This is a genomic window from Candidatus Zixiibacteriota bacterium (assembly GCA_034439475.1).
Classification (GTDB): Bacteria; Zixibacteria; MSB-5A5; order GN15; family FEB-12; genus JAWXAN01.
The window spans coordinates 75,734-101,230 of record JAWXAN010000042.1 but is presented as its reverse complement, the minus strand read 5'-3'; the positions used below and the strand labels follow the sequence as shown (position 1 = coordinate 101,230).

General features: G+C 48.5%; 20 protein-coding genes. 9 read left to right on the top strand and 11 right to left on the bottom strand.

Annotation, left to right across the window (positions count from 1 at the left end; all coding sequences use genetic code 11):
* Positions 1–240: 240 nt before the first annotated feature.
* From rplU to lpxD, 4 genes are read left to right on the top strand one after another with little or no spacing between them, the layout of a single operon-like run.
* On the top strand, positions 241–555 hold the full coding sequence (gene rplU, locus SGI97_06105; protein MDZ4723458.1) for a 50S ribosomal protein L21: 315 nt from the start codon (positions 241–243) through the stop codon (positions 553–555).
* 25 nt (positions 556–580) lie between these two features.
* Complete coding sequence (bamA, locus tag SGI97_06100; GenBank protein ID MDZ4723457.1) at positions 581–3,124, top strand: outer membrane protein assembly factor BamA; 2,544 nt, start codon at positions 581–583, stop codon at positions 3,122–3,124.
* 26 nt (positions 3,125–3,150) lie between these two features.
* Positions 3,151–3,687, top strand: a complete 537-nt coding sequence (locus SGI97_06095; protein MDZ4723456.1) for an OmpH family outer membrane protein — start codon at positions 3,151–3,153, stop codon at positions 3,685–3,687.
* Positions 3,668–4,708 carry a UDP-3-O-(3-hydroxymyristoyl)glucosamine N-acyltransferase gene (lpxD, locus tag SGI97_06090; GenBank protein MDZ4723455.1) on the top strand — a complete coding sequence of 347 codons (1,041 nt, stop codon included), beginning with the start codon at positions 3,668–3,670 and terminating at the stop codon, positions 4,706–4,708. The genes SGI97_06095 and lpxD overlap by 20 nt, the downstream gene beginning before the upstream one ends.
* On the opposite strand, the gene SGI97_06085 is transcribed toward lpxD, so the two are convergent.
* Entirely contained in the window at positions 4,709–5,290 is a 582-nt protein-coding gene (locus tag SGI97_06085) for a hypothetical protein (protein ID MDZ4723454.1), read from the bottom strand.
* A 195-nt stretch (positions 5,291–5,485) separates the two neighbouring features.
* Positions 5,486–5,908 (bottom strand): single-stranded DNA-binding protein, encoded by a 423-nt coding sequence (locus SGI97_06080; protein MDZ4723453.1) that lies wholly within the window; start codon positions 5,906–5,908, stop codon positions 5,486–5,488.
* Between the two features lie 76 nt (positions 5,909–5,984).
* On the opposite strand from SGI97_06080, the gene SGI97_06075 reads away from it, so the two are divergent.
* From SGI97_06075 to lgt, 4 genes are read left to right on the top strand one after another with little or no spacing between them, the layout of a single operon-like run.
* Entirely contained in the window at positions 5,985–6,845 is an 861-nt protein-coding gene (locus tag SGI97_06075) for an NAD+ synthase (protein MDZ4723452.1), read from the top strand.
* Between the two features lie 8 nt (positions 6,846–6,853).
* Positions 6,854–7,624 (top strand): 16S rRNA (cytidine(1402)-2'-O)-methyltransferase, encoded by a 771-nt coding sequence (gene rsmI / locus SGI97_06070; protein ID MDZ4723451.1) that lies wholly within the window; start codon positions 6,854–6,856, stop codon positions 7,622–7,624.
* A complete protein-coding gene (locus SGI97_06065; protein MDZ4723450.1) occupies positions 7,611–8,534 on the top strand; it encodes a phosphatase PAP2 family protein in 924 nt (307 codons plus the stop codon). Before rsmI ends, SGI97_06065 begins: the two co-directional genes overlap by 14 nt.
* Positions 8,524–9,339, top strand: a complete 816-nt coding sequence (lgt, locus tag SGI97_06060) for a prolipoprotein diacylglyceryl transferase (protein ID MDZ4723449.1) — start codon at positions 8,524–8,526, stop codon at positions 9,337–9,339. The genes SGI97_06065 and lgt overlap by 11 nt, the downstream gene beginning before the upstream one ends.
* 167 nt (positions 9,340–9,506) lie before the next feature.
* On the opposite strand, the gene SGI97_06055 is transcribed toward lgt, so the two are convergent.
* From SGI97_06055 to SGI97_06025, 7 genes are all read right to left on the bottom strand, one after another.
* A complete protein-coding gene (locus SGI97_06055) occupies positions 9,507–10,046 on the bottom strand; it encodes a hypothetical protein (protein MDZ4723448.1) in 540 nt (179 codons plus the stop codon).
* Between the two features lie 112 nt (positions 10,047–10,158).
* Complete coding sequence (locus tag SGI97_06050) at positions 10,159–10,752, bottom strand: DinB family protein (GenBank protein MDZ4723447.1); 594 nt, start codon at positions 10,750–10,752, stop codon at positions 10,159–10,161.
* A gap of 31 nt (positions 10,753–10,783) precedes the next feature.
* The gene (locus SGI97_06045; protein MDZ4723446.1) at positions 10,784–11,530 is read right to left on the bottom strand and encodes an SDR family oxidoreductase; all 747 of its coding nucleotides are present in this window, start codon (positions 11,528–11,530) and stop codon (positions 10,784–10,786) included.
* A 30-nt stretch (positions 11,531–11,560) separates the two neighbouring features.
* The gene (lipB, locus tag SGI97_06040; GenBank protein MDZ4723445.1) at positions 11,561–12,265 is read right to left on the bottom strand and encodes a lipoyl(octanoyl) transferase LipB; all 705 of its coding nucleotides are present in this window, start codon (positions 12,263–12,265) and stop codon (positions 11,561–11,563) included.
* Between the two features lie 4 nt (positions 12,266–12,269).
* Entirely contained in the window at positions 12,270–13,640 is a 1,371-nt protein-coding gene (locus tag SGI97_06035) for a dihydrolipoamide acetyltransferase family protein (GenBank protein ID MDZ4723444.1), read from the bottom strand.
* A 223-nt stretch (positions 13,641–13,863) separates the two neighbouring features.
* A complete protein-coding gene (locus SGI97_06030; GenBank protein ID MDZ4723443.1) occupies positions 13,864–16,662 on the bottom strand; it encodes a M6 family metalloprotease domain-containing protein in 2,799 nt (932 codons plus the stop codon).
* A gap of 90 nt (positions 16,663–16,752) precedes the next feature.
* On the bottom strand, positions 16,753–19,368 hold the full coding sequence (locus SGI97_06025; GenBank protein ID MDZ4723442.1) for a S8 family serine peptidase: 2,616 nt from the start codon (positions 19,366–19,368) through the stop codon (positions 16,753–16,755).
* 563 nt (positions 19,369–19,931) lie between these two features.
* Between SGI97_06025 and SGI97_06020 the strand changes: the two genes are divergently transcribed.
* Positions 19,932–22,103, top strand: coding sequence for a glycosyltransferase family 39 protein (locus SGI97_06020; GenBank protein MDZ4723441.1), 2,172 nt, complete (start codon positions 19,932–19,934; stop codon positions 22,101–22,103).
* Positions 22,104–22,157: 54 nt separating this feature from the next.
* On the opposite strand, the gene SGI97_06015 is transcribed toward SGI97_06020, so the two are convergent.
* Both SGI97_06015 and SGI97_06010 read right to left on the bottom strand, forming a co-directional pair.
* A complete protein-coding gene (locus SGI97_06015; GenBank protein MDZ4723440.1) occupies positions 22,158–24,431 on the bottom strand; it encodes a hypothetical protein in 2,274 nt (757 codons plus the stop codon).
* A gap of 23 nt (positions 24,432–24,454) precedes the next feature.
* Positions 24,455–25,471 (bottom strand): PorV/PorQ family protein, encoded by a 1,017-nt coding sequence (locus SGI97_06010; GenBank protein MDZ4723439.1) that lies wholly within the window; start codon positions 25,469–25,471, stop codon positions 24,455–24,457.
* Positions 25,472–25,497 lie beyond the last annotated feature (26 nt).

The following is a 25,497-nucleotide window of genomic DNA, read 5'->3' as shown; positions in this document are numbered from 1 at the left end:
GCAATCACTATCGAGTAAACTTTTCTATCCCGCTACTAACAATGACCAGTGATGTTAGGTTCGAATTTTTAATGGAACCAGTATAAGTCTTTGAAATTTAAGCAGTATGTTACCAAATGCTTGGTTTCCCCCCACGAAAATTTACCTTGACTTGACTTCGGATATCCTTACCTTTTCAGGCTTTAGGATAACTCGGGGGTAGCTCCCCCGTCCTGACAGTAGATAACGTAAGGAGCAAACATGTACGCGATTTTTAAATTATCCGGTTTTCAGTATCGTGGCGAGGAAGGGAATGTCATATCAGTCCCCTCCCAAAATGCCTCGTCCGGATCGAAACTGGATATTAACGAAGTATTGCTCATCCATGACGGCCAGTCCGCAACAATTGGAGCCCCATTTGTCACAGGCGCTCGAATCGAAGCCGAAATCGTCAAATCGGGCAAAGGGGAGAAAATCCTCATGTACAAGTACAAACGGCGTACGAAGTACAAAAGAACGCAAGGGCATCGTCAAGGGTTTACTGAGATCAGAATCAGCAGGATTGTGAAACCGTAAACCGGGTGCAGCAACGAGTACAAATATGTATTTGAGAGCAGGGATCGCTCTTGCCTTCGTCCTGACTCTCGCCGCTTTCTCAGCGTCACAGGTCACGGCGCAGACAGCTTATAATGTAGTCAAGATTGACGTCGAAGGAAACCGCGTCACAACCGGTTCGCTGATTCTCAGCGTCGCCGGAATCGACATTGGTTCCCCACTTACCGCGACCAATATCCAATCAGCTATCGAACGCTTGTATGCTCTCGGCATTTTCTCCGACGTGAAAATCGAGGCGACAGAAGTGTCGGGTGGGCTCAAGATCGCGATTGTGGTTGCTGAACTACCCAAGCTGTCATCGCTTAATTTTGTCGGCAACAAAGAGATAAAAACAAAAGACCTCAGAGAAAAGCTCGGACTCGGTGTCGGCGGCTATATCTCTCCCTACCTTATCCATCTTAAGAAACAACAAATCCTCGAAGAGTACGCCGGTGAAGGTTATTTCCAGGCCGAAGTGACATCGGAACTCAAATACAATGAGGATTCGTCAGAAGCAAGTCTGACGTATTCAATTAACGAAAAGTCCAAGGTCAAAGTCGAGCGGGTTGTGATGACTGGAAATTCTCGCGTATCGGCCAACGAATTAGTTAAGAAAATGCGAAACCGTAAAAGAGGGTTTTTACGAAGCTCTGATTTTGCCGAAGAAAAATATCCTGAAGACTTGGAAAAAATAGTTGAGGAATACCGCAAACGAGGATTTGTCGATGCCTATGTCATCTCTGATTCAACTCGCATCGATTCTTCCACTAATCGCATGACGATATACCTCGAGGTATACGAAGGGCCGCTCTATTACTTTGGAACATCCGCATTCTCCGGCAACGAAATCCTGAAAGAGCCATTGCTCAAGAGCAAACTCAAATTCGAAGAAGGCGAAGTCTTCAACAACGAGGAGTACGAGCAGTCCCTTTATGAACTCTACACAACCTACCAGGAGGTTGGCCATCTTCATTCCCGGATAACTGACGAGAGGGTCACGCGTTCTGATTCTATTCTCGATATTTTGTATGCCATCACCGAAGGCCTTCCTTCCCATGTAAATCTCGTGAGAATTCTGGGCAACACGAAAACACGCGAGAATGTTATCCGGCGTGAAATCTCGATGCTTCCCGGGCAGGTCTTTAATAGATCGCTTCTTATCCAGTCTGTTCGGGATATAATGGCGCTCAACTTTTTCACCAATGCCCTGCCGGAGCCAGTCGATCTGCCCAATGGAGATGTCGACATTGAATTCAAAATTGAAGAAAAGCAGACCGGTCAGGTCTCCGCGGGCGCTGGCTACAATAGTCAGGATAAGGTCGTAGGAAATGTCGGACTTGGCATTCCCAACTTAGGCGGACGGGGACAAAATCTGTCGTTTAATATCGAATTCGGCGGACGACGCAACTCTGTTTCGATTTCTTTCACTGAGCCGTGGCTCGCGGGACGCCCCACGCTTCTGGGCCTCGATGTTTTCAGCACTAATCGCCGCTGGTTTGAAGATTACACCGAACAACGCCAAGGCGGCTCGGTGCGGCTTGGACGACGACTCAGATGGCCGGACAGGTATTTCCGCGCCTTCACCTCATATCGGCTTGAACGCACACGGTATCACGACTTTGACTATTCATATATAGCTGCAAATTCATTTAGATCGCTTGCGCAATTTGACACCAATCGGGATGGTATTTTCGACCAAAATAGATTTCCCGCCGACAGCACAGGGATCTTCGATCGAAGACAAACAATCACCGGCCGGCCCTTTCAGGGTTCTCCAATCGACATCGGCGACGAATGGAACACCGCTTCCCGGCTTGGATTTACCCTCACACGCGATTCACGTGACCTACCTGAGTTTGCGACAAAAGGCTCGGTATTGAGCTATACCTTTGAAACGACTGGCGGGTTTTTGGGTGGATATTGGAATTATCAGAAACATTCTCTCGCCCTTTCAAAATTTATTCCTCTTTTCTGGAAGTTTTCGTTGGCCGCGAAAGTACAATACAGTGTGGTTACCTCTCCTTCTGGCGATGATAGAATCCTCCTCTCTGATCGATTTAGCCCGGGAGGGACAGCCTACGACGGGGTGATACGAGGATATGACGACGGCAATCTGACACCCGATTCAACCTTTACAACCGCGGACACAACTTTCTTCTTCCTCGACACCAATGCCGTACCGGGATCTGATCCGGCTAACGATACTTCCTTTGTGACATCGAGTCCGCTAACAACTCGCGTTCGCGGAAAATATCTGCTCGTGACTAATCTTGAAATACAGGTGCCGATTGTGTCGCGCTCTGTTTTCGGACTCTTATTCTTTGATGCGGGCAATTCATGGCTCAATCGGGACAAGATTAGCCCGTTTGTCCGTCCAAGTTCTGACCCCAATATTGCAGGCGGCCTATATAAGGGAGTTGGGTTCGGATTCAGGGTCGCCGTACCCGGTATTGGAACAATCGGCTTTGATTTCGCTTATCCATTAGACAAGTATAAAGATGAAGAACAGAAGTGGAAACCCCACTTTCAAATCGGGACGACTTTTCGGTAATAACCTTGCGTAAGGAGACAAACGTGATGAAGAATGTGAAAATGCTCTGGCTTGCCGCTCTCGCCTTAATCATGATGGCCGCCATTGCCCCGTCGGCTTCGGCTCAGAATCTCAAGATCGGTTTCGTAAAGGACGATCTGATTAAAGACGGCTACAAAGCCTGGACACGAGCCCAAGAGCAGTGGGAGACTGAGCGAAAAGTATGGGACGACGCAGCCCAGGCCAAACAGACTGAGCTTGAAACCATGTTGACCGACTATGACAAGCAGAAACTAATTCTTTCCGATGAGAAGCGAAAAGAGCGCGAGGCATCGATCCGGATCAAAAAAGACGCTCTTGATAATTATACCAAAGAGATTTATGGACCAGGCGGAAAGGCCGAGCAGAAACAGGAAACCCTTCTTGGGCCTTTGCTTGACAATGTATCCAAAGCTATCGAGTCGATTGCTGTGGAAGAAGGATATGATGTTATCTTTACCCTCCAAAGCGGCTTGGGATACATCAAAGAAACGTACGACGTAACTGCGAAAGTGCTGGAACGTCTTGAAAAACTCGGACAATAATCCATCATTCTCTCTCGGTGAGCTCGCCGCGAAAATCGGCGGAACTCTCGATTTGCCCGGAAACCGGGATATCCAAATAAGCGGGGCCGCGCCTATTGAAACGGCCGGCCCCTCTGATATTAGTTTTGTTGCCAATTCCCGCTATACAAAGTTTATCTCAGCCACAAAGGCCGGTGCGCTCGTCCTTGATGCTACAACCGAAAGCCACGGACACGCTGTCATACGCCATAATAAACCATACCTTACTTTTGCCCGCATAGTAGACATACTCTATCCTGCAGCCCCACTATCTAAAGGAGCAATCCATGCCACAACTTCCATCGATAACACTGCAGTCATTGATTCATCGGCTGTTATCGGTCCGTTTTGCGTAATTGGCGCAAACTGCCGCATAAGTAGCAAGACTCATTTGATGTCGTCGATATTCATCGGCGAACGGGTAACAATAGGCAAAAATTGTCTGCTATATCCGGGCGTGAAGATACTTGATCGGTCACATATAGGGGATAATGTCATACTACATGCCGGTGTGGTTATCGGCTCGGACGGTTTTGGCTATGCCGAATCCGAAACAGGATTATATAAGATAAAACAGATAGGCCATGTAGAGATTGGTAACGATGTTGAGATTGGCGCAAACACCACGATTGACCGGGGGGCGCTTGGACCTACCAAGATTGGCCACGGAACAAAGATCGATAATCTTGTGCAGATCGGTCATAACGTTGAGATCGGACAGCATTCAATTATCGTCGCGCAGACCGGCATTGCTGGTTCTGTAAAAATCGGCAATGGCGTTGTGATTGGCGGCCAGGTTGGGCTGGCCGGGCATATTACTATCAGCGATGGGGTCAAAATCGGTTCGCAGGCCGGTGTATCAAACTCGCTTTCTAGTGGGAAAGTTGTGTGGGGTACCCCAGCGCGCGAGTTAATGGAAATTAAACGTATCGAAGCCTGTCTCACACGGCTCCCTGAATTGCTCAAACGGGTAAAGAAAATTGAAGACAAGTTACTCGAATAATCAGGTAATTATCCTCTGTTCGATTTCAGCGATCTTATCCCAGTTCTGTTCCATCTCGGCCACATATTTTATCACTTCGGATATGTCTTCATTTTCCGCCGCAAGACGAACCCGGCATAGCGTTCCCCACTGCTGGCGATTGATAAGTTTCCAGGTTGCGATCTGACTGCCAAGAGTTGAAAGAGTCACATTGAGCTCGGCGGCAACGTCTTTGAGCGGCACATCCCCATGAAGCTTTACTCTCGCCGAAAGGTTCCCGCCTGCGGCCTCGCGAAGCCGCATCAGTATCCTCTCAGCCGGGTCAGCCATTCTCACCGCTGGTAGAATTGAAATTACGCCAATCGCGGTGATTGATGCAATCACTGCTGATATCATATACGGCATTAGTGTCATTGTCATCAATTCAACCGTACCGCAGACAGCTATGAATTTTTCCGCAAGAATCGTGCTATTGAAAAAATAGATAATTGCCGCTGAAATAGTGAGGCACGAGGCGGCCATAAACCCGATGGTTCGGAAGAGGCGATGGCGCTGTTCCGAATATCCTTCTATCTGGTTCGTAGTGAGAAACTGAGTAGACATCTTAAAAACCTCCAAAAAGTGTTGTTGTCTTTATTGTAATCAGCGACCGACGCAGCCATGAGTTTACCATACCCTATTAGATTCGGAGAAAGAGAAAAGATTTCTGAGTATTATTTGTGACATTTACTGTTCAAATAAAGTAATAAAAAAAGCCCCTTGTAAGGGGCTTTGGAGTCATCAATGTTCACAATTACATCAGAAAGGCAGATCGTCGTCTTCGCCGCCCGACCGCGCTTGTGCTGGCGCTTCGGCTGAAACCTCGCTGCCGCCACCGCCTGCTGAGCCTCCGGTTTTGGAGCCAAGGAACTGAAGCGTCTGCACGATGACTTCAGAGATATACTTCTTGTTCCCTTCTTTGTCATCGTAGCTTCGATTATCTATGCGTCCTTCGATATAGACTTCGCGTCCTTTCGCAAGATACTCCTTGCACAATTCGGCTTGTCTTCCCCAAGCAACAATATTATGCCAGGTGGTCGACTCATTTTTTTGACCGTCCTGACCGCTCCAGCGTTCGGTTGTGGCCAGTGAAAAATTTGCCACTGCTTTTCCGCCAGGCGTGTACTTCAGTTCCGGATCTTTCCCCAGTCGCCCGATGAGGATTGCTTTGTTCACACTCATATTGCCCTTCTTTCTTAGTTTTGAAATAATATAGATCACTTGCCCAAAGCTGTCAAGGGGTAGACATTAACGCTTGATGACTTCTATATCACATATTATTATTGGTTATATGCCTGAAACACAGACAACGCCCCTGAAATCCGACTATGAGACCATCGTCCAGAAAAGCATCCAGTTCCTGCGCACGGAGCTCGAGGCTGCGGGCCGTACTGGCTTTGTTGTTGGTCTCTCTGGAGGAATAGACTCCTCGCTCTGTGCGACTCTTGCCGTGCGGGCTGTGGGCGCACACAAGCTTTTCGGGGTCATGATGCCGTACCGCACATCGTCTCCGAACTCATTAGACGATGCCCGTCTCATGGCCGAATGGCTTGAAATCGAACACAAAATCGTTGACATTTCACCCATGATAGATGCCTATTTTCTTGGGCCTGCGGGCAAAGACAAAATCAGGGCAGGAAACAAAATGGCCAGAGAAAGGATGTCCATCCTTTTTGATATCGCTTCAGAACACGGAGGATTGGTGCTCGGAACTGGCAACCGCACAGAAATTGCTCTCGGCTATACCACCCTCTTTGGAGATGCCGCCTGTTCGCTCAATCCAATCGGAGAGTTGTACAAAACTGAAATCAGGCAGCTGGCTGGGTTTCTTGAACTTCCGGAGCCAATTCAGACTAAAGCTCCCTCGGCTGATCTATGGGAAGGCCAGACCGACGAGGATGAGATTGGCTTGAGCTACGATGAAATCGACCGGCTTCTTGAGCAGATTATCGATAAAGATGAGCGCTCAAGAGCCCATCTTATGGGTCAGGGATTTTCGGCGAAAAAGATAGAGCGGGTTGTCAGCTTGCTCAATCAGAACAGCTTCAAACGCCGTCTGCCTCCAATTGCATCTTTTGACAAGTCGCCCATTCCACACTTTGTTAGACTTCTTGACTGATAATCTCAATGCCCCCTACTGCCGGCAAACTATATCTTGTTCCAACACCAATTGGGAATATGTCTGATATTACCGATCGGGCAATTGACACCTTGAAATCAGTGCAGATTATTGCCTGCGAGGATACCCGCACAAGCGGCAATTTACTGAATATGCTGGGAATCAGCAATCGGCTTATCTCATATCATGACTTCAATGAGACTGAACGCTCGGCTCAGCTTGCTAAGCAGATTGAAAATGGAGAGTCGATTGCGATCATAACCGATGCTGGCTCCCCCGGGATTTCTGACCCAGCATATCGGCTGGTGCGACGCGCTATCGATGTTGGAATTGAGATCATCGCGCTTCCCGGCCCGACCGCTATCATTCCGGCTCTCACCGCCTCCGGGCTTCCGACCGACCGCTTTTTTTTCGAAGGATTTCTGCCCCCTAAAAGCGGTAGCCGCAAAAACAGACTTGAGCGGCTCAAAGACTTCGAACACACCCTTGTCTTCTATGAGTCACCTCACCGGATTTATTCTATGCTGGTCGATGCCCGCGAAGTACTTGGAGACAGACAGGCCTGTCTTGCGCGAGAGATAAGCAAAATCCATGAGGAGTACCGCCGCGGTACGCTGAGCGCGATAATAGAATCGCTAGAAAACCAGGACCGCACAATCAAAGGGGAAATTGTTGTCATAGTCGAAGGGTACGAAGTTGTGCGCGTCAAAAAGAACAAATACAAACCAGACAACGACAGCGAAAACGATAGCGATAGTGAAAACGATGATAAAGAATAACAAGTCCGTTCGTTTCAACCCAACCGATCGGCTTATCCTTGGTTACTGCGGCCTTATGATTGCCCTGGTTCTCGGTTTTGGTCGGCCGCTTGCAGGATATACTGATGAACTTATATCATATACTGCTATAGCAGTTCTCGTCTGGATACTTGTGAGATTTCTGCCGGAGTCAACAGGGAAAATGAATGCCATAATCCGCGCCGTTTATCCGGCCTTGCTCTTTACATTCTTCTATCGCCTGACCGGCGGTCAGATGTTTCTTTTCTTTGACCATTTCTTTGACGCACAGGTCATCAACTTTGAGAGTCGCCTGTTCGGCATAGAACCGACCCTCTATATTGATAGAAATTTGCTGAATGTCTGGGTTACAGAAATAGTCTCCTTCTGCTATTTCACATATTATCTGATGGTCCCTGTTTTTATCATTGCGGCTCTGCGGCGTATGGAGTTGAAAATTATTAAACCGTGCCTTGCCGCCTGTACCCTGACCTTCTTTGCCTCCTATCTGCTTTTTGCGCTCTACCCTGTCGCGGGGCCGCGCTGGCAATTTGCCCATGTGTATATAAACTCAATCGATGGTCCACTCTTCCGGCCTCTTGTAGAATTCGTAATAGAGAATGCCGCAGTCAGGGGCGGGGCCATGCCGTCCTCGCATGTCGGGGTTGCGCTAGTGATACTCATGTTTTCACTAAAACACTATCGGCCTCTCGGCTGGATATTGCTTCCGTTGAATATCGGACTTGCCATCGGAACTGTTTGGGGGAGATTTCATTATATAAGCGATGTCTTCGTTGGCGCAGCTTTTGCAGTTGCCTCGGTCATTTTGGTTTGGAAAAAAAGTGACTGCTTCAACGCTCCGAGCGCGAAAGATAAAGAAACGACAGAATTAAGGATTGAACATGCAGCCTGAACTATTTTATATTGGCTCTTTCCCCATTCGCGCTTTCGGCCTGATGCTCGCGCTCACGTTTCTTTTCGGGGTTTGGTATGTCCAGCGCGTCGCGGCTAAAACAGGGAAATCACCCGACTACTATCTTACAATCACGTACATATTTATTTTTGGCGGGATTGTCGGCGCAAGACTCGGCTATGTTGTTTTACACTGGTCGGAATTTTCCAACAATCTCGGCGCAATTTTTAATCCGTTTCATTCGGACCCCGGCGGAGGATTCGGAATAGCCGGCTTGAACCTGTATGGCGGAGTCCTGCTTGCAATTTTGTCAGCATACACATATTGCAAAATAAAGAAACAAGCGGTGCTTGAGGTCTTTGATATCTTCTCGCCGACCCTCGCAATGGGGATAGGCATTACCCGAATCGGCTGTTTTCTCAACGGCTGTTGTTTTGGCACTCCGACCGGCCTCCCGTGGGGCGTCCAGTTCCCCGACCATTCGATACCATGGATGATTTTTCGTGATCAGCACCTGCATCCGGCGCAAATCTATAGCTCGGCATATGGCTTTCTGTTATTTTTCGTATTGCACCAGCTGTTGAAACGGCGGCAGTTTGCCGGTCAGGTTGTTGCTGTGCTTTTTATGGCTGAAGCTCTTTTTCGATTTTTGATTGAGTTTGTTAGGTATTACGAAGAGGAAATGATATTTTCGATTGGCGGGATTGAGCCGACATGGAATCAGGTAGTTTCTCTGGCTCTCTTTCTCTTGGGACTTGGGATATATATCTCGCAACGAAGAATCAAAGCAGTCATTTCCCAGTGAGTCGTTGCGAGGAGCGGCCTCCCAGGCGCGACCCTCCACGGCGGGCAGGCGCGGCAATCTCAGTCCGCCCCGCCAGTGTCAATCCAATCCGCCGCTGATGGAGCACCAAGTGTTGACTTTCGTGCAGACCGTCTCTGATCTGCACGACATCGCTGATAATCAACGCCTTAAAATCTCACACCAAATGTAATCGGAACAAATTTGGCGCTCTCACCTTCTGTAAAAACATTTACATATTCAACCTTGGCAAAGAACTTCAAAAAATCAACGCCGCCTCCGAGTTTGATATATGGCTTCGTTTCATCTGGAAAACTGAAGCCACCTATATCACCTATCGCTGCCTGTGCAAATCCTACTCCAAAGGAAAAGAACGGCGCTGTTGTTCCCACCGATGGTATGATTCGAACCTTGGCGGCGACACCAAATCGAAACGCGCTGAAGGTACCTCCATCTATGCCAGTTCCTTGATCATCAAGACCGAAACTATGGTAGGCAATTTCGCCAAGAATTTCAAATGGCTGAGCTGGAAGGAGAAAGCCAAGAGCGGCTTCGCCGTGAAAGCCCATATTCCATCCGTCTCCGAGAATTCCGGTCGGCATATCGATTCCTACTCCCACGTATCCCTTAATGTTTAGTGGTGTTTGAGCAGTAGAGCTATTGGCGCACAACAATGCCGCTAAAACGATGAGTCCAGCAACTTTCTTCATTCGATTCCTCCGGTAATGCAATTAACTATTACTATTGTGGAATAACCCACTTTGGGTTTAATCCAATAAGGGTTCGGCTAATTATGAAAGCAAAATAAAATTTTTCTAATCATCAAGTCGCCTTCTTCTCCAACACCCCCGCGTCGCGCATCAGGTGCATCAACAAAAGCATCTGTCCGTAATGTCCGGCAAAATGCTCAAGGACATGATAGAGGGTCCAGGCTCGAGTTATTTCTCGCTCGCGCAGAACATATGTCGATTCAAGCGAGTTATCATCCCATGTTTTCATCGCCGTATGAGCCAGAGCACGGGCACGGTCTTGCATACCCAGATAGTCTTCGAGGGTTTTTTTGCTCAGCGTTTTTGGATGAACTCCATCGCTGGGGATCGGCAGGCCGTCATCGTCCATACAAATCCCTATCGTATTTTTCATGAGAGCCTCCCCATCGGGATTGGCTGGAATGCCATACGGCGCGATATTTATCCACCAGATTTCGACAACCGCATTATGCGCTAAAAGCATCCCGATGGTATTCATTCCCGGCTGTGGCTGCCATTCAAGATGCTTGACCTCTAACCCTTCAAGGTCTCTTTTAAGCAATCGCAGTTGATCCTCAAGCTGGGCCGCAAACAGAGCGACCATCGATTGGGTTTTGGGGTTATAGCCGACGGGTAAATTGAGCTCGCGTTTTTCCAGTTTGTTCATAGATTTCCTATTGAGATTGAATGAAAATTATTTACATAAGCGAATAGCCGCCATCGACTATTATCGTTTGTCCCGTTATCCAGCTCGAGCGTGGACTTGCCAAAAATGCAACCACTTCGGCTACTTCCGCCGGTGTGCCAATTCGCCCGCATGGAGTGCGCCGTGCGACCTCTTTTTTCATTTCTTCGTAATTAGGGAAAACTTTCAAGGCATCAGTATCTATAAATCCGCCGGAGACACAATTCACGGTAATTTTCTTGGGAGCCAATTCGACCGCGGCATACCTAACGATTGATTCGATGGCGGCCTTCGAAACGCCAATCGCGGAATAACCCGGGATGTAGCGGGTCGATCCAAGCGATGATAGCGTCAAAATACGCCCGCCCTCATGCATAAGTGGTGTGCCAAGTTGAATACACTTCATGAACGCCCGCGCATTGGTGTTCATAGGCACTTCCCAACTTCGATTGTCTACATCCAGCAAATCGGCGTAACTGCCAATTGAGACATTCGACACCAAGATATCGAGTCTGCCAAAACGTTCTTTGATACCCTCGAAGATTCCGGGCAGTTGTTCGTCGTTGCCGATATTTGCCCGATGGGCGTAACATTCAACGCCGTATGTTTTGAGCTTTTCCAGTGCGGCATTGGCGCTTTCGCGCGATTTGAAAAAATTGATAACAACATTCGCGCCCATCTGGGCCAAACGCTCTGCGGTCGCAAGTCCTATCCCCCGGGTTGCTCCGGAGACAAACGCAACTTTCCCCTTTAACTCCATCTCACTCCCTCTGTATTGATTGATTCGGCCTTAGACGAGTCCGCCGCCGTCCTGACTTTTGACATCTTCGGCGAGTTCCTCAAGGTGAACCGGCATGAAGTTTGTATCAAAAACCTCAGCATATTTTTCAATGAGTATTCGCCCGAATTCGGCGAGTGGCACACGACGGTCTATAAGTTGCTCAAGGGATGTCATGACTTCCGGCTCGAGTCCGCACGGATTGATCTGTTTGAAGTCCGACAAATCGGTATTGACATTGATTGCGGCGCCATGAAAAGAAATCCACTTTTTGACCGCCACCCCAATCGAGGCCAGTTTCCGGTCGGCTATCCAGACGCCAGTGCTCTTTGGATTGTGCGCGGCATTGTCGACACCATATTCCTTCAGTGTGCGAATAATACCTTCCTGAATAGACTCGACAAATTGATGCAGGTCTCTCCCGCGACGGGTCAGATTGAATACAAAGTAGACGACAAGCTGGCCGGGCCCATGATAGGTGACATCGCCGCCCCGTTCAATAAATATCGGCTCTCTGGAAAGACCCAAAAAATTATTCTTGTGTCCGTCGCGGCCAACGGTCACAACCGACGGATGCTCAACAAGTATGATCGTATCACGAATCATTCCGGACTCGCGGCGCTTTACCATTTCGCGCTGCCAATTAAGCGTCCGTTCGTAGTCAACCTGGCCAAGCTCCAGAAACCAACCGTAGCGCTTCTGATAGAGTTCGGGCATGGTCTTAGCGCAGGCTCATTAGCAGTTTTCTGCCGTCTGCAAGGAACTCATGCACACGGTGCAGAAACTGCACGGCAGTATGGCCGTCGATAAGGCGATGGTCAAATGACATACCAAAGTTAGAAATGTCACGGATAACAATTTGGCCGTTCACCACCCAGGGCTTAGGGACAATGGCGTGGATGCCCAGAATTGCGACCTGCGGCTGGGCAATAATCGGGGTCGAGCCGGTCGCGCCAAACATACCGGCATTTGTCAGTGTGAATGTGCCGTCGGAGACATCGTCGGGAGTCAGTTTGTTTGTTCGCGCCTTCTCACCGAGCGAGGCAATTTCCACCGCGAGTTCGACTATGGTTTTCTTGTCGGCATTTTTGATAACCGGCACGATTAGGCCGTCCTCACGGGCGACGGCAATACCGATATTGTAATAATTCTTTATGATAATCTCGGTATCGGTAATCGAGGCATTGACGGTCGGATATTCTCTAAGAGCTACACAGGCGGCCTTCACAACGAACGGCATATAGGTGATATTGGCGCCATAGGTTTTCTTAAACTCGTCCTTGATCTCTTTGCGGAATGCGACCAGATCGGTAAGATCGATCTCCTCGAATGTAGTTACATGCGGCGAGGTGTGAACCGACTTGACCATGTGTTCGGCAATCAGTTTTCTGGCTCCAACAAGCGGTTTGCGGGTTGTCCGCGCGGCTTCAGGCATCGGCGCAAAGACCGGAATTTGGACTTGAACTTTTGGCTTCAAAGGTGCCTGCTGAGTCGTTCCCGATGGCGCTCCTGATGAGGCAAACAGAGGCGTTGTATACGATGCCGGCGCATCCGGCGATGGAATCGGCCCGGAAGTAAAGCCCGCCGATGAAGTTCTACTTTCAACTGTACGCATAACATCTTCAACCGTAACAAGGCCATCTTTGCCGGTGGGAGTTACCTGCGATGCATCGATACCGTATTCGCGAATGAGCATCTTCACTTTGGGAGACATTTTCCCCTTGCCAACGGCCGCTGTTCCTTTAATTGCTGCGGCAGGTGCCGGGGCCGCTTTAGCGACTGATGCAGGTTGTTGCTGTGGTGTCATTTCCGGCTGTTTCGTAGCGCTTGAAGGCTGCGGCGCTGGGGCCACTTTGCCGTCATCGATAGTGGCAATCTTGGCTCCAACCCGAACAACCTGGCCCTCGGTCGCATACGTTTGGGTGACGACTCCCGAGGCTTCAGCGGGAATTTCGACATTCACCTTATCGGTCATCAATTCGACAAGCGCCTGGTTGATTTCGACCTTGTCGCCGACTTTAACTTTCCATTCCAAGATGGTCCCCTCAAGGACCGATTCTCCCATCTGGGGAACTATGACATCGATTGACATAAAATCAGTATTCCTTATCTGCTCAAAATAAACATGTTCATACACATAATAGGCCGTAATATAAGGGCATTTTAAAGCTGGCGTCAAGCGGCGTAAATGGATAATCTCACCGCTCTTATGAGGCGAAAAAACGATATTTCGACAGGATCGTTAGCTATGCCTGATAATAAAAAACCGCTTTTTCACAAAGCGGCTTTTAGAAATCTTGCGAGAGCGAGGCGGGCTATTTCAGGAGCACCATCTTCTTGGTCTCGCTTGCGCCTTCCCGTTGAAGTCGATAGAAGTAAAGCCCGGTTGAAACAGCTCTCCCTTCGGTATTGCTCCCATCCCAGGTTACAGTATACGTTCCCGGCCCCTGAGTCTGGTCGACCAATGTGCGCACATTCTGTCCGAGGAGATTATAGACCGCAAGTGTCACCCGCTGTATGCGCGAGCCTGTGCTGCCGTTAATTGTATACTCGATAGTTGTGCTTGGATTGAAGGGGTTTGGATAATTTTGAGCCAACGAGAATCCGGCGGGCACAAGTCCAGCCTGTTGGTCATCATCGATGCCCGTTGCAGTTCCCTTTCCGAAAAAGTTAATAATCCGAGCTATCAGCGAATCTTTGGGTTTAGAGTTTAATGAGCCATCACTCAGATGCTCAATCGCAAAGCTCAAAAACACCGACTTGTATGAGCCATCATAGAGCACTCCACATGTACCGAGCGACGTATTACTACCGTTCGTACCGAGGGTGAACAGACTCTGACCACCGTTGATTGGTGTTAAAGTGCGGTGAGTGCCATTATGACCGCCGGTCGTATTATATCTGCTGCTGTCACTGACCTCAAATCCGGGCACACCATAGAAGTAAGTGGCAAACAGTGAATTTCCAGCTGATGCCTTCAGATATGTTTCCATGAATGTTGAATCAAGGGTAGTCAACTGAGTAGGAACAGTCATGCTGGACAGGCATAGATTGCCCCCGCCATCCATATGTTGCTTGATCGCGCTTATATCAGCCGCTGTCAGGGTTCCGCCCGCTGTTTGCGAGCCGGTAAACCAGAAAACGGAACTATATTTTGCAAGCTCTGCCGAGGGTGGAGTTCCTCTTACACTCTTGTCCCAAATTGCGTAAGGAAGATTCATCCTATCAAGTACTACGGTGTATCTGCTCTGGAATCCTCCAGCGTTGTCGTCGTCAACAAGCATAATCTGAGGCGCTCCAAGTGTAACTTTTGACTGGAAAGTTGTTACAAATAGGCCATCGCCATTGCTGAGACTGATAACCGAGTCGCTGTTCAGCGTAATGGTAAAATTGACTCCTTTGGATTGAAAGTCCGCCGGAATAACAATCGAAATCGGTGTGTGCATCCGAATCGGGTCGGTGAATGTAGGATTAAGAAATGTTTCGAGTTTTCCGGGATTGCCGCCGAAAGTGAGCGTGGGGTTATCGCAGGTCAAGGTGACCTTTGTATCGTAGGCGATTTTAGCCAGATTCAGCACTCCCATATTAAACTTAATCGTTTCACCAGCTTCGAAAATACCATCGTTGTCACCTCCCGGGAGATTATCGGAAAACTTAATCGAATCGCCGCCTGAGAGAACAACCCAGGGTCTTGAGTACGAGATGTCAAGATCGGCGTACATGATCGGCCCAGAATTGGAAATATTCCAGACGCCGACCTGAGTTGTCAGTCCGCCTATATTTGTAGAGGAATTAGGGGTAGTGAAATTTGTAAAGTTTCTCTTATTGGTTGACCCCGGCCAGGTATCACCGGCATCGCCGCTACTGCCGTTAATTAGTCCATTTAATCCATCGGCTTGTTCGAGCGCTACGAGATATCTATTCGTGTCATTCTGAGCGCCGGCTCCCTGGTCGTAATGATATATCATAAGACCGGCCCCTGGCAGGGCCGCATCAAAGCCGACTTTCTGACGATTTTCGACAATCCACCAATCAAGCGAACTAACCGATGCATTTCGCAAAAGATAGACGACTGCTTCTGTTGTCGTTTGTGGGAACTCGACCTGACGCGTGTTCTGAGTCAAGATGGTTGCCTTGGCAAAACCAAGATTCCACTTACACCATCCGTCGAAATGAGCCGGCACACGGCCGTTCTGATTCCAACTTCCTCCTGACATGAGTGACCAATTTCCAAGTCCGCTGGCATTAGAGTTACTTCCGACATCATATAGATCCGGAAGACCGAGCACATGCCCATATTCGTGAGCAAACACGCCCATCGTCGAGATCGTGCCGCCATATTCTTCCGGATTTAATGTGTACTGAGAGAATCTCATCCCGTCCTTATTTTGAGTTACGCCCGACTTATGCGACCAAATGCCCCACTGACCGGTCTCGGCGCCGGGTCCGGCATGGACGATGATAACTCCCTCAACGGTATTGTTATTGTTGTTGTCATATCTACTGAAATCCACTCCGTGAGTGTCGGCTGAGTCAATAGCTTCCCGTGCAAGCACCGAGCCGGTACCACCAAGTCCACTGTTGGTGCCGACGTAATATGAATAGGGCTTGTCCATGGTGTACCAACCATGAACTTCGCCAATCATAAAGAATTTGCCATTTGAGTTTTCCATATAAAAATCGGTCATTGAACCCGTCGGGTTGCTTTCGGGTGAGCCCTTGATCGAAAACAGCAGAGATTCAAACATCGACGGCGTGCCGTAGACTCGGGTGGAAAGTTTGGTTTGGCCGTCCAACACATATGTGCTGTCGTTCCATTTATAGTCAACAAAATCAACAAGGATTACCGGGACATAGACCGTCTCCACTGAGTCAACCCCAAGCGCCATTTTGGCGAGTATTCTCTCTCTGCTGAAAAGAGAGTGGTCACCGGGCGCGCATCCCCCAGCCTCCTTGAACGCCTTCCAATCCGCTATCTTTTGTTCATAGATCCCCTGTGCTTTCCAAATCGCGATTGCTTCATCGGTAGGAGAAACGGCATTGACAGCAGCAGCCGTCAGAACACAGAGAATGATCCCTGCGACAGCCGCAAGAGAACGAGTTGGATTGTTCATCCTTGTTATCCTTTGTATCGCATGAATTATTTTTTTCATCGTGTAGTTAAGTATCACTTCAGCCTTGTCAATGAATATACGGAAAAGCGTTCATCTTAAAAGAACCATTTTACGGGTCTCGACCCCAAAATTAGTGTCCAGTCGATAAAAATAGATTCCCGTGGATACCGGTTCATTCCGATCATTTGTGGCATCCCAGAGGACTGAATGGCTACCCGGGCCAAGTTCTCCTGAAGTCAAGGTCTTGACCGTCTGACCTTGAATGTTGAAGACCCTGATGGAAACATGACTTCTCTCAGAAAGTCCAAACGATATTGTCGTCGATGGATTAAACGGATTGGGATAGTTCTGCTCGAGGCTGAAGCTTTGCGGCAAAACATCCGGGTCGTCTTCGATTCCTGTCGCAATATCATACTTCGCCCTTGCCCGAGCCATATTCTCATAGAGTTGTCCGAGATTGTCACCGGCAATGAGCGCAAAAGCAACTTCAGTATTTCCCCGAGGTTCAAGGGTTATGGAATTTGAGGCCGCGATGAAAAGCAGATCGCCCGAGAGCGAACTGTCGACATTGTTGACATTCGTGGAAATAAGGCTGAACTGCTGGGTCTTTGTGAAGCCTGTTTTGCCAGTCACATTGGAAATGCTGGTGAACGAATTGACATTTTTTAGCGCAACCAAACCAATAAATGCGCCACCCTCACCATGCTGATAAATAAAGCCTTCGACCTCGTCAAGGTATGCCTTATTTGCGCCGGGCAAATCAAAATCGTTTAAAAAACCGAAGCGGAGGTTAGTCAGACGTTCCAACGTCTTATTCGTCAATGTGTAGTTCATTATGACGATGCTATTATCCTCAAAGCTGGAATAACTAATTGTCTCCTGCGAGATGGTTATCGGAAGGGGAATTGACGAGCGTCGGTCATCGAAACCAACAGTGTAGCGAAGTTCTCCGACTGTTTGGCTCTGACTGAATTCGCCGATGGGCGCAAAATCGGAAGGAGTAAATGAACCCTGACTATTGCGAATTGCCGATGATAGCTGAAGTGCGCTCCTGCCCACTATCAAACCGGATTCATAGAGTAGATTCTCAGAATTCCCGAAACAAAAACCTTCGCCATTGAGATTGTAAATCGAGCCGTATGCCAGGCCGTACTGCCCAAATCCTGAGACTGAAAATCTGACAGCAGTCCCAGCGTGTGACACATTTGGACCGGGAGGAATAAATCCAACGGTTAATATCAACTCGACACTATCAATGACAGATCCATCGGTCGTCTCGACATAAAGTACCAAACTTTCTGAAGCCCCATTCGGCACCGATTCGTTGATCATCAGTGTAAATGGTATAGCATTCATTGCCGTTACCCCGCCTTCGCCGAAAATGAATCCTGACTGCTGATTGATAACGGCGACATTACCCGCCGTGCGGGGCTTCAAACGACCTTGAACTGAGGCATTCAAAGAGAAGTTTTGCGTAAGATACAGGGTAAGTCCGATCAGTTCGCCCGGCGAGGCGACGCCATCTCCGTTGACAATTTGTCCTGCCACCGAAAATTCCGCTCGACTCGGCGCTGAAAGAAAGTCAGGCAGGCGGGACGCGTCGACCAACCCATATCCGTAGGCATTGTCTTCACCTACAGGCCCGAGGTCATTTGCGGCATTTATTAACGCTTGTTTTATTTCGTCAACTGTTGCGTCGGGATTGTACTGGCGGCACAGCGCCACCAGACCAGCAATATACGGAGCGGCCATCGATGTTCCGCTCATAAAAGCAAACCCGCCGCCCTTGGTCGAAGAACGGACAACCACACCCGGAGCAACCAACTCGGGCTTGATATGTGTCGGATCGCAGGCCGATGGACCGCGGCTTGAAAAGTTTGCGACGACATTGCCGAGATCAATCGCGCCGACCGAGAATGAGTTGGTTGGACTGCTTCCTCTGTCCGCTGGATTTCTGATAGTTTTTTGATTTGGTCCTTCGTTTCCGGCCGCGAAAATTGTTACAATTCCCGCCGCTTCAACATTATCAATAACAGACCAAAACGTTTGGTCGCAGGGACCAAAGAGGCCGGTCGGGATACCCCAACTGTTGAGAATGACATCGGGGACATCATTCGTTGTGGAGATATTTCCATCCGGATTGAGAGACCACTGAAATGCGGCAATAATATCGCTTACAGTCGTACCGAGCGGGCGTCCCTGATCAATTACCGCGGCGGAAATCCACTCGGCGCCGGGGGCAACTCCAAAAGAATCGGCTGATGCCGAACCCACCATTATTCCCATCGTGTGCGTTCCATGGCCGACTTTGTCTGATGGCAGGCTGTCTGGTGAGACACTGGAAAACCAGGAGGAGGAGAGAGTACTATGTCTTCCACGCCATTTTGATGATAATGCCGGATGGGCACCTTCGACTCCGGTATCGAATGAACAGACTAACCGACCTTTGCCAGTCAGGCCCCGCTGCCAAAGTTGAGGAACGCCCATAGCATTGAGCTCGGAGGCTATTGTCGAAACAGACTGTGGAGCGGGAGAGCTTTCCACCACCGGGATAAAGTCGATACCAAGATTTGGTATTATCAATGTCACGGCGCTCATGGTCGAGAGTTTTCCAAGCGAACTTGCCGGAATAGTTGCTGTGTAACAAGGCGCTATCCAGTATAACTGAACTGGCGAACTGGAGATGCTGTTTAAGAAATCTTCCACTTCTCTACGATCTGTCGGAGTTACCGAAGTGAGACTTGTAATGACGGATTGTATTCTTGTATGTCGGCTTATGTTTGGACGCTGGAGCGATTTGGAAACGGCAGCCTCAGTTTCTTTGGTATCCAGGAAAATTAGAACATCAACTAAACTGTCAGCGGCTTGGAGATTGCCAGCTAACGAGGATAAGCTTTCGTGAATGCGATCATTGGCGAAAGAAAATGAGGGAAAAAACATTAACAAAAGAACATTGAGAGTCAGTAAACTCTGTCGGACTTTATGAAATCGCACCTGACTCCTTCCATTCATTTCAACAAGGAGTCAAAGAGCAAAGGATATGCCGTGACTTAATGGCTACATAACTCTGCAACTCAGGTCATAACACTTTTTAGTAAATATTCTATCCCCATCAAAGCCATGAGCTTAAAGCAGCACGTAGTCAAGTCGTCCGTAAACTGTAGTTGACAATTGCCAGTTATCAGGATGCAGTATTACCATGCACCCAAATGCAGATAAATAAAACACTTTTTTGCCTGTAATTAATTGTGTCATGCTATATTTGGCCGATGACCTTTTCGAAATTCCATCCGAGCAAACAAACCTACCCTCTATTTCTCGTATTAGGTCTCGCGGCTTGTGTTCGCCTGCTCTATCTCTACCTCTATCAGGGCCTTCCTGATTGGGATCAACTGACTATTGATAACTACTACTACCACAACTGGGCTCAGACGATTGCGAGAGGGAATATTTTTGGCGAAACGACATATTTCCGAGCGCCTTTCTATACATTTGTTCTGGCCTTTTTCTATGCGCTGATTGAGCCATCGTTATGGGCTGCCCGCTTCCTTGGCCTGGCTATCGGCCTTGCGTCAGTTTACATGACATTTCGCTTGGGCGAGAAGCTTTCCTCGCGCACTGTGGGTCTCATTGCGGCTATGATCCATGCCTTCTATCCGGCAATGCTCTACTTCGAATCCGAATTGCTCGCGGATCCCCTTTTCGTGCTTCTATTGCAAATTGCCTTTTTTCAGATTCTCAACTGGAGAGAAAAGCCGTCACAGAAATTATTGTTTTTGGTGTCCGCGCTCTTTTCTCTTTCCGCACTGACCAGACCGACAGCGCTTCTTTTTCTTCCGCTCCTGGCAACTCTCGTTATCCGCCTTAGTGGCACTCGGCGCGAGACTCTCATGAATCTTGCCGTGTTGGCGCTCGCCGCATTGCTTGTTATTGGTCCGGTGACACTCCGAAATCGTCTTGTAGGCGATGAATCTGTGCTTATCGCCTCGCAAGGGGGGATTAACTTTTTTATTGGAAACAATGAAACTGCCGACGGAGTATCCGCCTTCCTCCCCGAGCCGCTTGGCTTCAACTGGCAATATGCTGATATCGCATTCTTTGCCGAGAAAACATTGGGCGAAAAATTATCCCCCGGCAAAGTATCCGACTACTGGACAGATCGCGCATTCCAGTGGATTTTTGAAAATCCGTTTTCTTTTTTTAAACTCACGGCAAAAAAACTTCTCCTCAATTTTAGTAACCGGGAGATCGCAAACAACCGAGTGGGCGAACCGAAACTTGCCGGCATTTTTCTTCTGACTTCAAACCCGCTTCGATTCGGGCTTATCTTCCCTTTCGCTGTGCTGGGAATAGTCATTACCTATAAGGACCGCAGGCAAGCTCGGTTACTTGTGCTGTGGTGGGGTTTATTCATAGCCCTCGGGTCTCTTTTCTTTATTACCAGCCGATTTCGGCTTCCTCTCCTCCCTTTTTATTTTATTTTTGCGGCCATTGCAATCCAAGCGATGTTTCAAAGCCGATTCCGCCTATTCGGATCACATTGGAAATACGCCGCCGCCTTTATCCTGGCTTTGGCGACCTCCTGGCTTCCCATAAAGATCTCCGCGCACTCGCATGTCGGTCTTCTACAAACCACAAAGGGACTATTTCACTACAACAGAGGAGAGTATCAACAGGCTCTCACATATTTCAGTCAAACTCTACAGATCGACTCAACAATTCCCGAGGCTAATTTCAATTTGGGCAACGTGCATTTCCGTCTCAATAATACCGATTCTGCGCGGTTCTACTACGAAAGAGAGCGCCGCACCAATCCATTGCGCGGAAAGAGTTATATAAATCTCGCCTCCCTTTCTCTCATTGGAGGCAAAACGGCCGAAGCCAAACGGATAATCGAGCAGGCTCTGCTCTTGCGACCGTATGATCCTATTGCGCAAAACATAAGGCTGAGGATTGCCGCCGCCACAGAGCCGGTGGACTCATTTATGTCTATCACCAAAGACGCTATCCAAGACACTGACTCAAATCTTCAACTGATAAACGAAGCCGCAGCCATACTTACAGCATCGCAGGTTTTGGATTTCGCGAGAGAGATACTCGACGCGTCGCTCGCTGTCACACCGCCGCCGCTTGAAAATGATTTTCGTATGAGCGAGCCTGATTTCTTCAAAATTCGGTCTCAGTTTTCCATCGAGAAGGCCAAAGTCTATTTTCAGCTTGGTTTTATTTCTGGACGTCAGGGACGATTCTCCGATGCCGTATCATACAGCAGACAGGCGATAGCGTATGATTCACTGCTTTCGGCAGCATATGTAAATCTGATCAGCGGATTAGTCTCAACAGGAGAAAATCTAATGGCCGACTCGGTTCTCAACGAATCTTTGAGACGATTTCCCAATGATTCGCTCCTAATGGAAATCAAAGCCCAACTCAGACAATAAAAAAACGAGACTGAGTAATCAGTCTCGTTTTGAAATCAATTCAAAGTGTCTCAATTATTTGATTGGCACTCCGTAGGTGACATCCTCTGCGTTCTTGGACTTATCGTCATACAGCTTCCAGTAACGCTGTCTCATCTCATCAGCTGAGACAGGGTATTTTGCGCTGGTCGAGTATTGACCCGAGGTGAAGTCATCAGGGCTGGCCTGAGCTTTCGGCGCGTAGAGCCAAGTGAGCATCTCCCCTACAACTTTCTGAGAGGAATCGGTCTCAAGGGAATACGGGGTAAAGTTCCAGTGGGCCGTTCGGAAGAATCCGCGATCCAGTCGGAATGCCACCGGTGTACCGTCGAAAACGTATTCGGGATAGGGAAGAATATGTGACGCTCCATATTTTGACTTGTAAAGGTGTGATATTTCAGTCCGGAAATCTCGAACTGTCCAACCGACCTCCGGCAACGCGCCGACAATCATCTTGCCTGAATCCGGCCCGTTCGGACGGCGGAAGAGAGGAAAACTACCGGGTGCCTTCGACCATTTGTATCTATTCTCGAGTTTAAGCGTGTCCACCTTTAAGTCAGGCCACTTGTTAGGATTTAAACTATACGCACCAACAAAATCTTCAATTCTGACATTAGCAGTGCCAATAGGCGTATTTCTTGCCCAATAATCCCAACCCGTGAAGACCATCGAAATCGCCCCGAAATAGAACGAATAATTCGGAAACTTTAGGTCGCAGATAATTGGAACGAGAGACTTTGGAGGGAGACCGACAGGTCCCGAACTTGAGCCTTCGAGCAATGAACGTCCCATTATCCAAACATTGACACCTGCCTGCAACGCTTGCGGAAGAAAATTCTTGACAATGTTGGCGGTCAGCTGAGACGACTTCGAGTCGTCACTGTAAAGAATCAATACTTTATATGACAGAAGCTGTTTTAAGGTGATGGTAAAACCTTGGGCAGTGTTCGGGCGTATATAGTCCTTCAAGCTGTCAAATTCTACAGCTGATGCACCGGGATTTGAGTCAAGATTCCATTGGCGTATAGTCGATGACCAGTAGTTTCGGACAAACTTTAGAGAATCAATCGAATTGTGATTAATTATCCCGTTGTCTGTTGACGCTTTCTGCATATCGACAATACCAATATCGCGCTCGTACTTGGCCTCAACGGCGGTAAAATGAACAAATGCCGGAGTGAGATCTGGCACAAGCGCGTCATCACGGCATCTCACCCAAAAAATGAATCGGGCATCTCGAGTCACATCCGACGGGTCCGACTCAAAGACATTGTAGATTGAATCGCGAGTGTCAGACACCCATGGATCTATACCGTCGAAAGAACTCGCAGCAATCTTGTTGTAGCCTGCGTTTATAAAGCCGGTGTCATCAACAAGTAAAAGGGTATCGATAATTCCAAAGGCAGTGTTTCCGGTAATGGCATCAATGAATATCCTCTGGCAGGAAATCGAGTCGGGAAACGTGTCGCAGATATCAAAATACGCGGGCGGGGTCTGCCGAAAACGATAAACTTTCGCGTCTGTGGTGACAAAGACTTTTTGCACATACTTTTTCATTATCCTGTCAAAGGCTCTGTCCCTTGATGTATCCGCGAGCGAGTCGCTATAGTTATACGGGCCGTAGAGACGCCATTCAAATTCAAACGGAGGCGGATCGGCGGGATAATCCAATACATCCGTGCCGCGCCAGCTCATCTTGACACCAGTAATTCCAAACGGAAACTTCGAGTCGATAAATGTCGCTGGATCCGCTCGGTTGAAGTTTGTCACGAAGGTATTTGGGGGATTGTCTATCCTCAAAAATCTACGGAAGGCAATTTGTGAGCCCATGAGTTCGTCATCAAAGGCCTGGATGAAAACAAATTGCGGAACCTTGGTCGTCACCGGATTGGTAAGTTCGGCAGACATCGGAATAATGTTGCTTGTCTTCGGATCTCCGGCTTGGGGGTTGACATCGAGGTACTTCCAGATGGTATCGATGTAAGCAGGCAGGACATCACGACTGAAATTGTCAACCTGCAGTAAACTGAGCGGCAATGGAAGATTGAGACGGTTGGCGATTGAATCCTCACGGATGACCGCATAACGGTAATACTGGATCTGACCATCGCGGTCCTGGCCCACCCAGTGGATTATCGGATTGGTCGAGAATGTGGTATTCTCTGCCGGAACATTCACAAACCATACAATCGGTTGTTCGTTGTCGATTTTATCACCTTCAAGACGCTTGGAACATCCGCTGGCAATCAAAGAAATAAGACAAAAGAATGACAGACCAAGAGAGAGTCGTAAACGAAATATATTATTCATTAAAAAAAGTACCCTTCCTCAGCTTAAAATCCGAAAGACATTGAAAAGCGATGAACCTCGGTCAGGATGTCAAAATCCTGAAAGGCATAGTCAATCCGTATTTCGCTCTCTTGACCAAACGGAAGACGGACGCCTCCGCCGGCGGTAAATCCATCAACATCATAGTTAAATCTACTGCCGCCGCGAAGTACAAACATATCTTTATAGGTATACTCCACACCGGCGTTATACTTTTCCAGATTGTCCGAAGGATGAGAGCCTTCGGCTGCAAATGTGGCAACATGATCAGACATTTCAAGCATATTAATCGAGCCGCCAAATTTGAAATTGATGGGCAAAGGATAGTCCTCGCTGATGAATTTGAGATCGGGGCCGAAATTGGTAATAACCATAGCGATCTTGAAGCCGCGATAACCGGTGTTATAAAGCGTCCCAACATCGGCCGACCATCCGGAAGCCGCAAAATCATGCGTGAACTCACCTATATAACGCACTGTAAGCCCCACCGAAAAACGGTCAGTCAAATATCGGCCGTAGCCGAGTGATAACGCAAAATCATTGTAGGAGAATTCACGACCGGTTCCCTTGGGTCTGCCATACGTAGACTCCAACATGCTCCCCGAGGAGAGAGCGTACGTGCCAATTCCCAGCACGCCTCCAATAGACTCCAGCGGAAGACCAATAGCCGCAAAGCCGTATCCGATATCTGCCGGCATGGAGATATATGTAGCCATGGCTTCTTTGCCGAGCAGGTAAGAAAGCGCCGCCGGATTATAGTAGACCGCCGAAATATCATCGACAGTCGCTGCAAAGGCTTCGCCCATTCCCATCGCTCTGGCTGAAACACCGAGTTCAAGAAACTGCGCGCCCGTTGTGCCAACTTTCGCCTGCCCATAAGCAGTTGCGGGAGAGAATGAAACCACGAAGGTCATCAGCAACCCGCACAGCGCAAGAGAAGCAACGGAGCAATCGAGTGTGGGCATTCGGCGCCGTACCATATCAAAAACCGGGTGTCTCATTGTAACCTCATCTATTGTCATACCAAACTTATCCATTATCAATTTCG

What these genes read in the sequence shown, in the direction of transcription:
- rplU (MDZ4723458.1), top strand. Translation starts at nt 241, where the DNA reads ATGTACGCGATTTTTAAATTATCCGGTTTTCAGTATCGTGGCGAGGAA.
- bamA (MDZ4723457.1), top strand. Translation starts at nt 581, where the DNA reads ATGTATTTGAGAGCAGGGATCGCTCTTGCCTTCGTCCTGACTCTCGCC.
- SGI97_06095 (MDZ4723456.1), top strand. Translation starts at nt 3,151, where the DNA reads ATGAAGAATGTGAAAATGCTCTGGCTTGCCGCTCTCGCCTTAATCATG.
- SGI97_06085 (MDZ4723454.1), bottom strand. Translation starts at nt 5,290, where the DNA reads ATGTCTACTCAGTTTCTCACTACGAACCAGATAGAAGGATATTCGGAA.
- SGI97_06080 (MDZ4723453.1), bottom strand. Translation starts at nt 5,908, where the DNA reads ATGAGTGTGAACAAAGCAATCCTCATCGGGCGACTGGGGAAAGATCCG.
- SGI97_06075 (MDZ4723452.1), top strand. Translation starts at nt 5,985, where the DNA reads ATGACTTCTATATCACATATTATTATTGGTTATATGCCTGAAACACAG.
- rsmI (MDZ4723451.1), top strand. Translation starts at nt 6,854, where the DNA reads ATGCCCCCTACTGCCGGCAAACTATATCTTGTTCCAACACCAATTGGG.
- SGI97_06065 (MDZ4723450.1), top strand. Translation starts at nt 7,611, where the DNA reads ATGATAAAGAATAACAAGTCCGTTCGTTTCAACCCAACCGATCGGCTT.
- lgt (MDZ4723449.1), top strand. Translation starts at nt 8,524, where the DNA reads ATGCAGCCTGAACTATTTTATATTGGCTCTTTCCCCATTCGCGCTTTC.
- SGI97_06055 (MDZ4723448.1), bottom strand. Translation starts at nt 10,046, where the DNA reads ATGAAGAAAGTTGCTGGACTCATCGTTTTAGCGGCATTGTTGTGCGCC.
- SGI97_06050 (MDZ4723447.1), bottom strand. Translation starts at nt 10,752, where the DNA reads ATGAACAAACTGGAAAAACGCGAGCTCAATTTACCCGTCGGCTATAAC.
- SGI97_06045 (MDZ4723446.1), bottom strand. Translation starts at nt 11,530, where the DNA reads ATGGAGTTAAAGGGGAAAGTTGCGTTTGTCTCCGGAGCAACCCGGGGG.
- lipB (MDZ4723445.1), bottom strand. Translation starts at nt 12,265, where the DNA reads ATGCCCGAACTCTATCAGAAGCGCTACGGTTGGTTTCTGGAGCTTGGC.
- SGI97_06035 (MDZ4723444.1), bottom strand. Translation starts at nt 13,640, where the DNA reads ATGTCAATCGATGTCATAGTTCCCCAGATGGGAGAATCGGTCCTTGAG.
- SGI97_06030 (MDZ4723443.1), bottom strand. Translation starts at nt 16,662, where the DNA reads ATGAACAATCCAACTCGTTCTCTTGCGGCTGTCGCAGGGATCATTCTC.
- SGI97_06020 (MDZ4723441.1), top strand. Translation starts at nt 19,932, where the DNA reads ATGACCTTTTCGAAATTCCATCCGAGCAAACAAACCTACCCTCTATTT.
- SGI97_06015 (MDZ4723440.1), bottom strand. Translation starts at nt 24,431, where the DNA reads ATGAATAATATATTTCGTTTACGACTCTCTCTTGGTCTGTCATTCTTT.
- SGI97_06010 (MDZ4723439.1), bottom strand. Translation starts at nt 25,471, where the DNA reads ATGACAATAGATGAGGTTACAATGAGACACCCGGTTTTTGATATGGTA.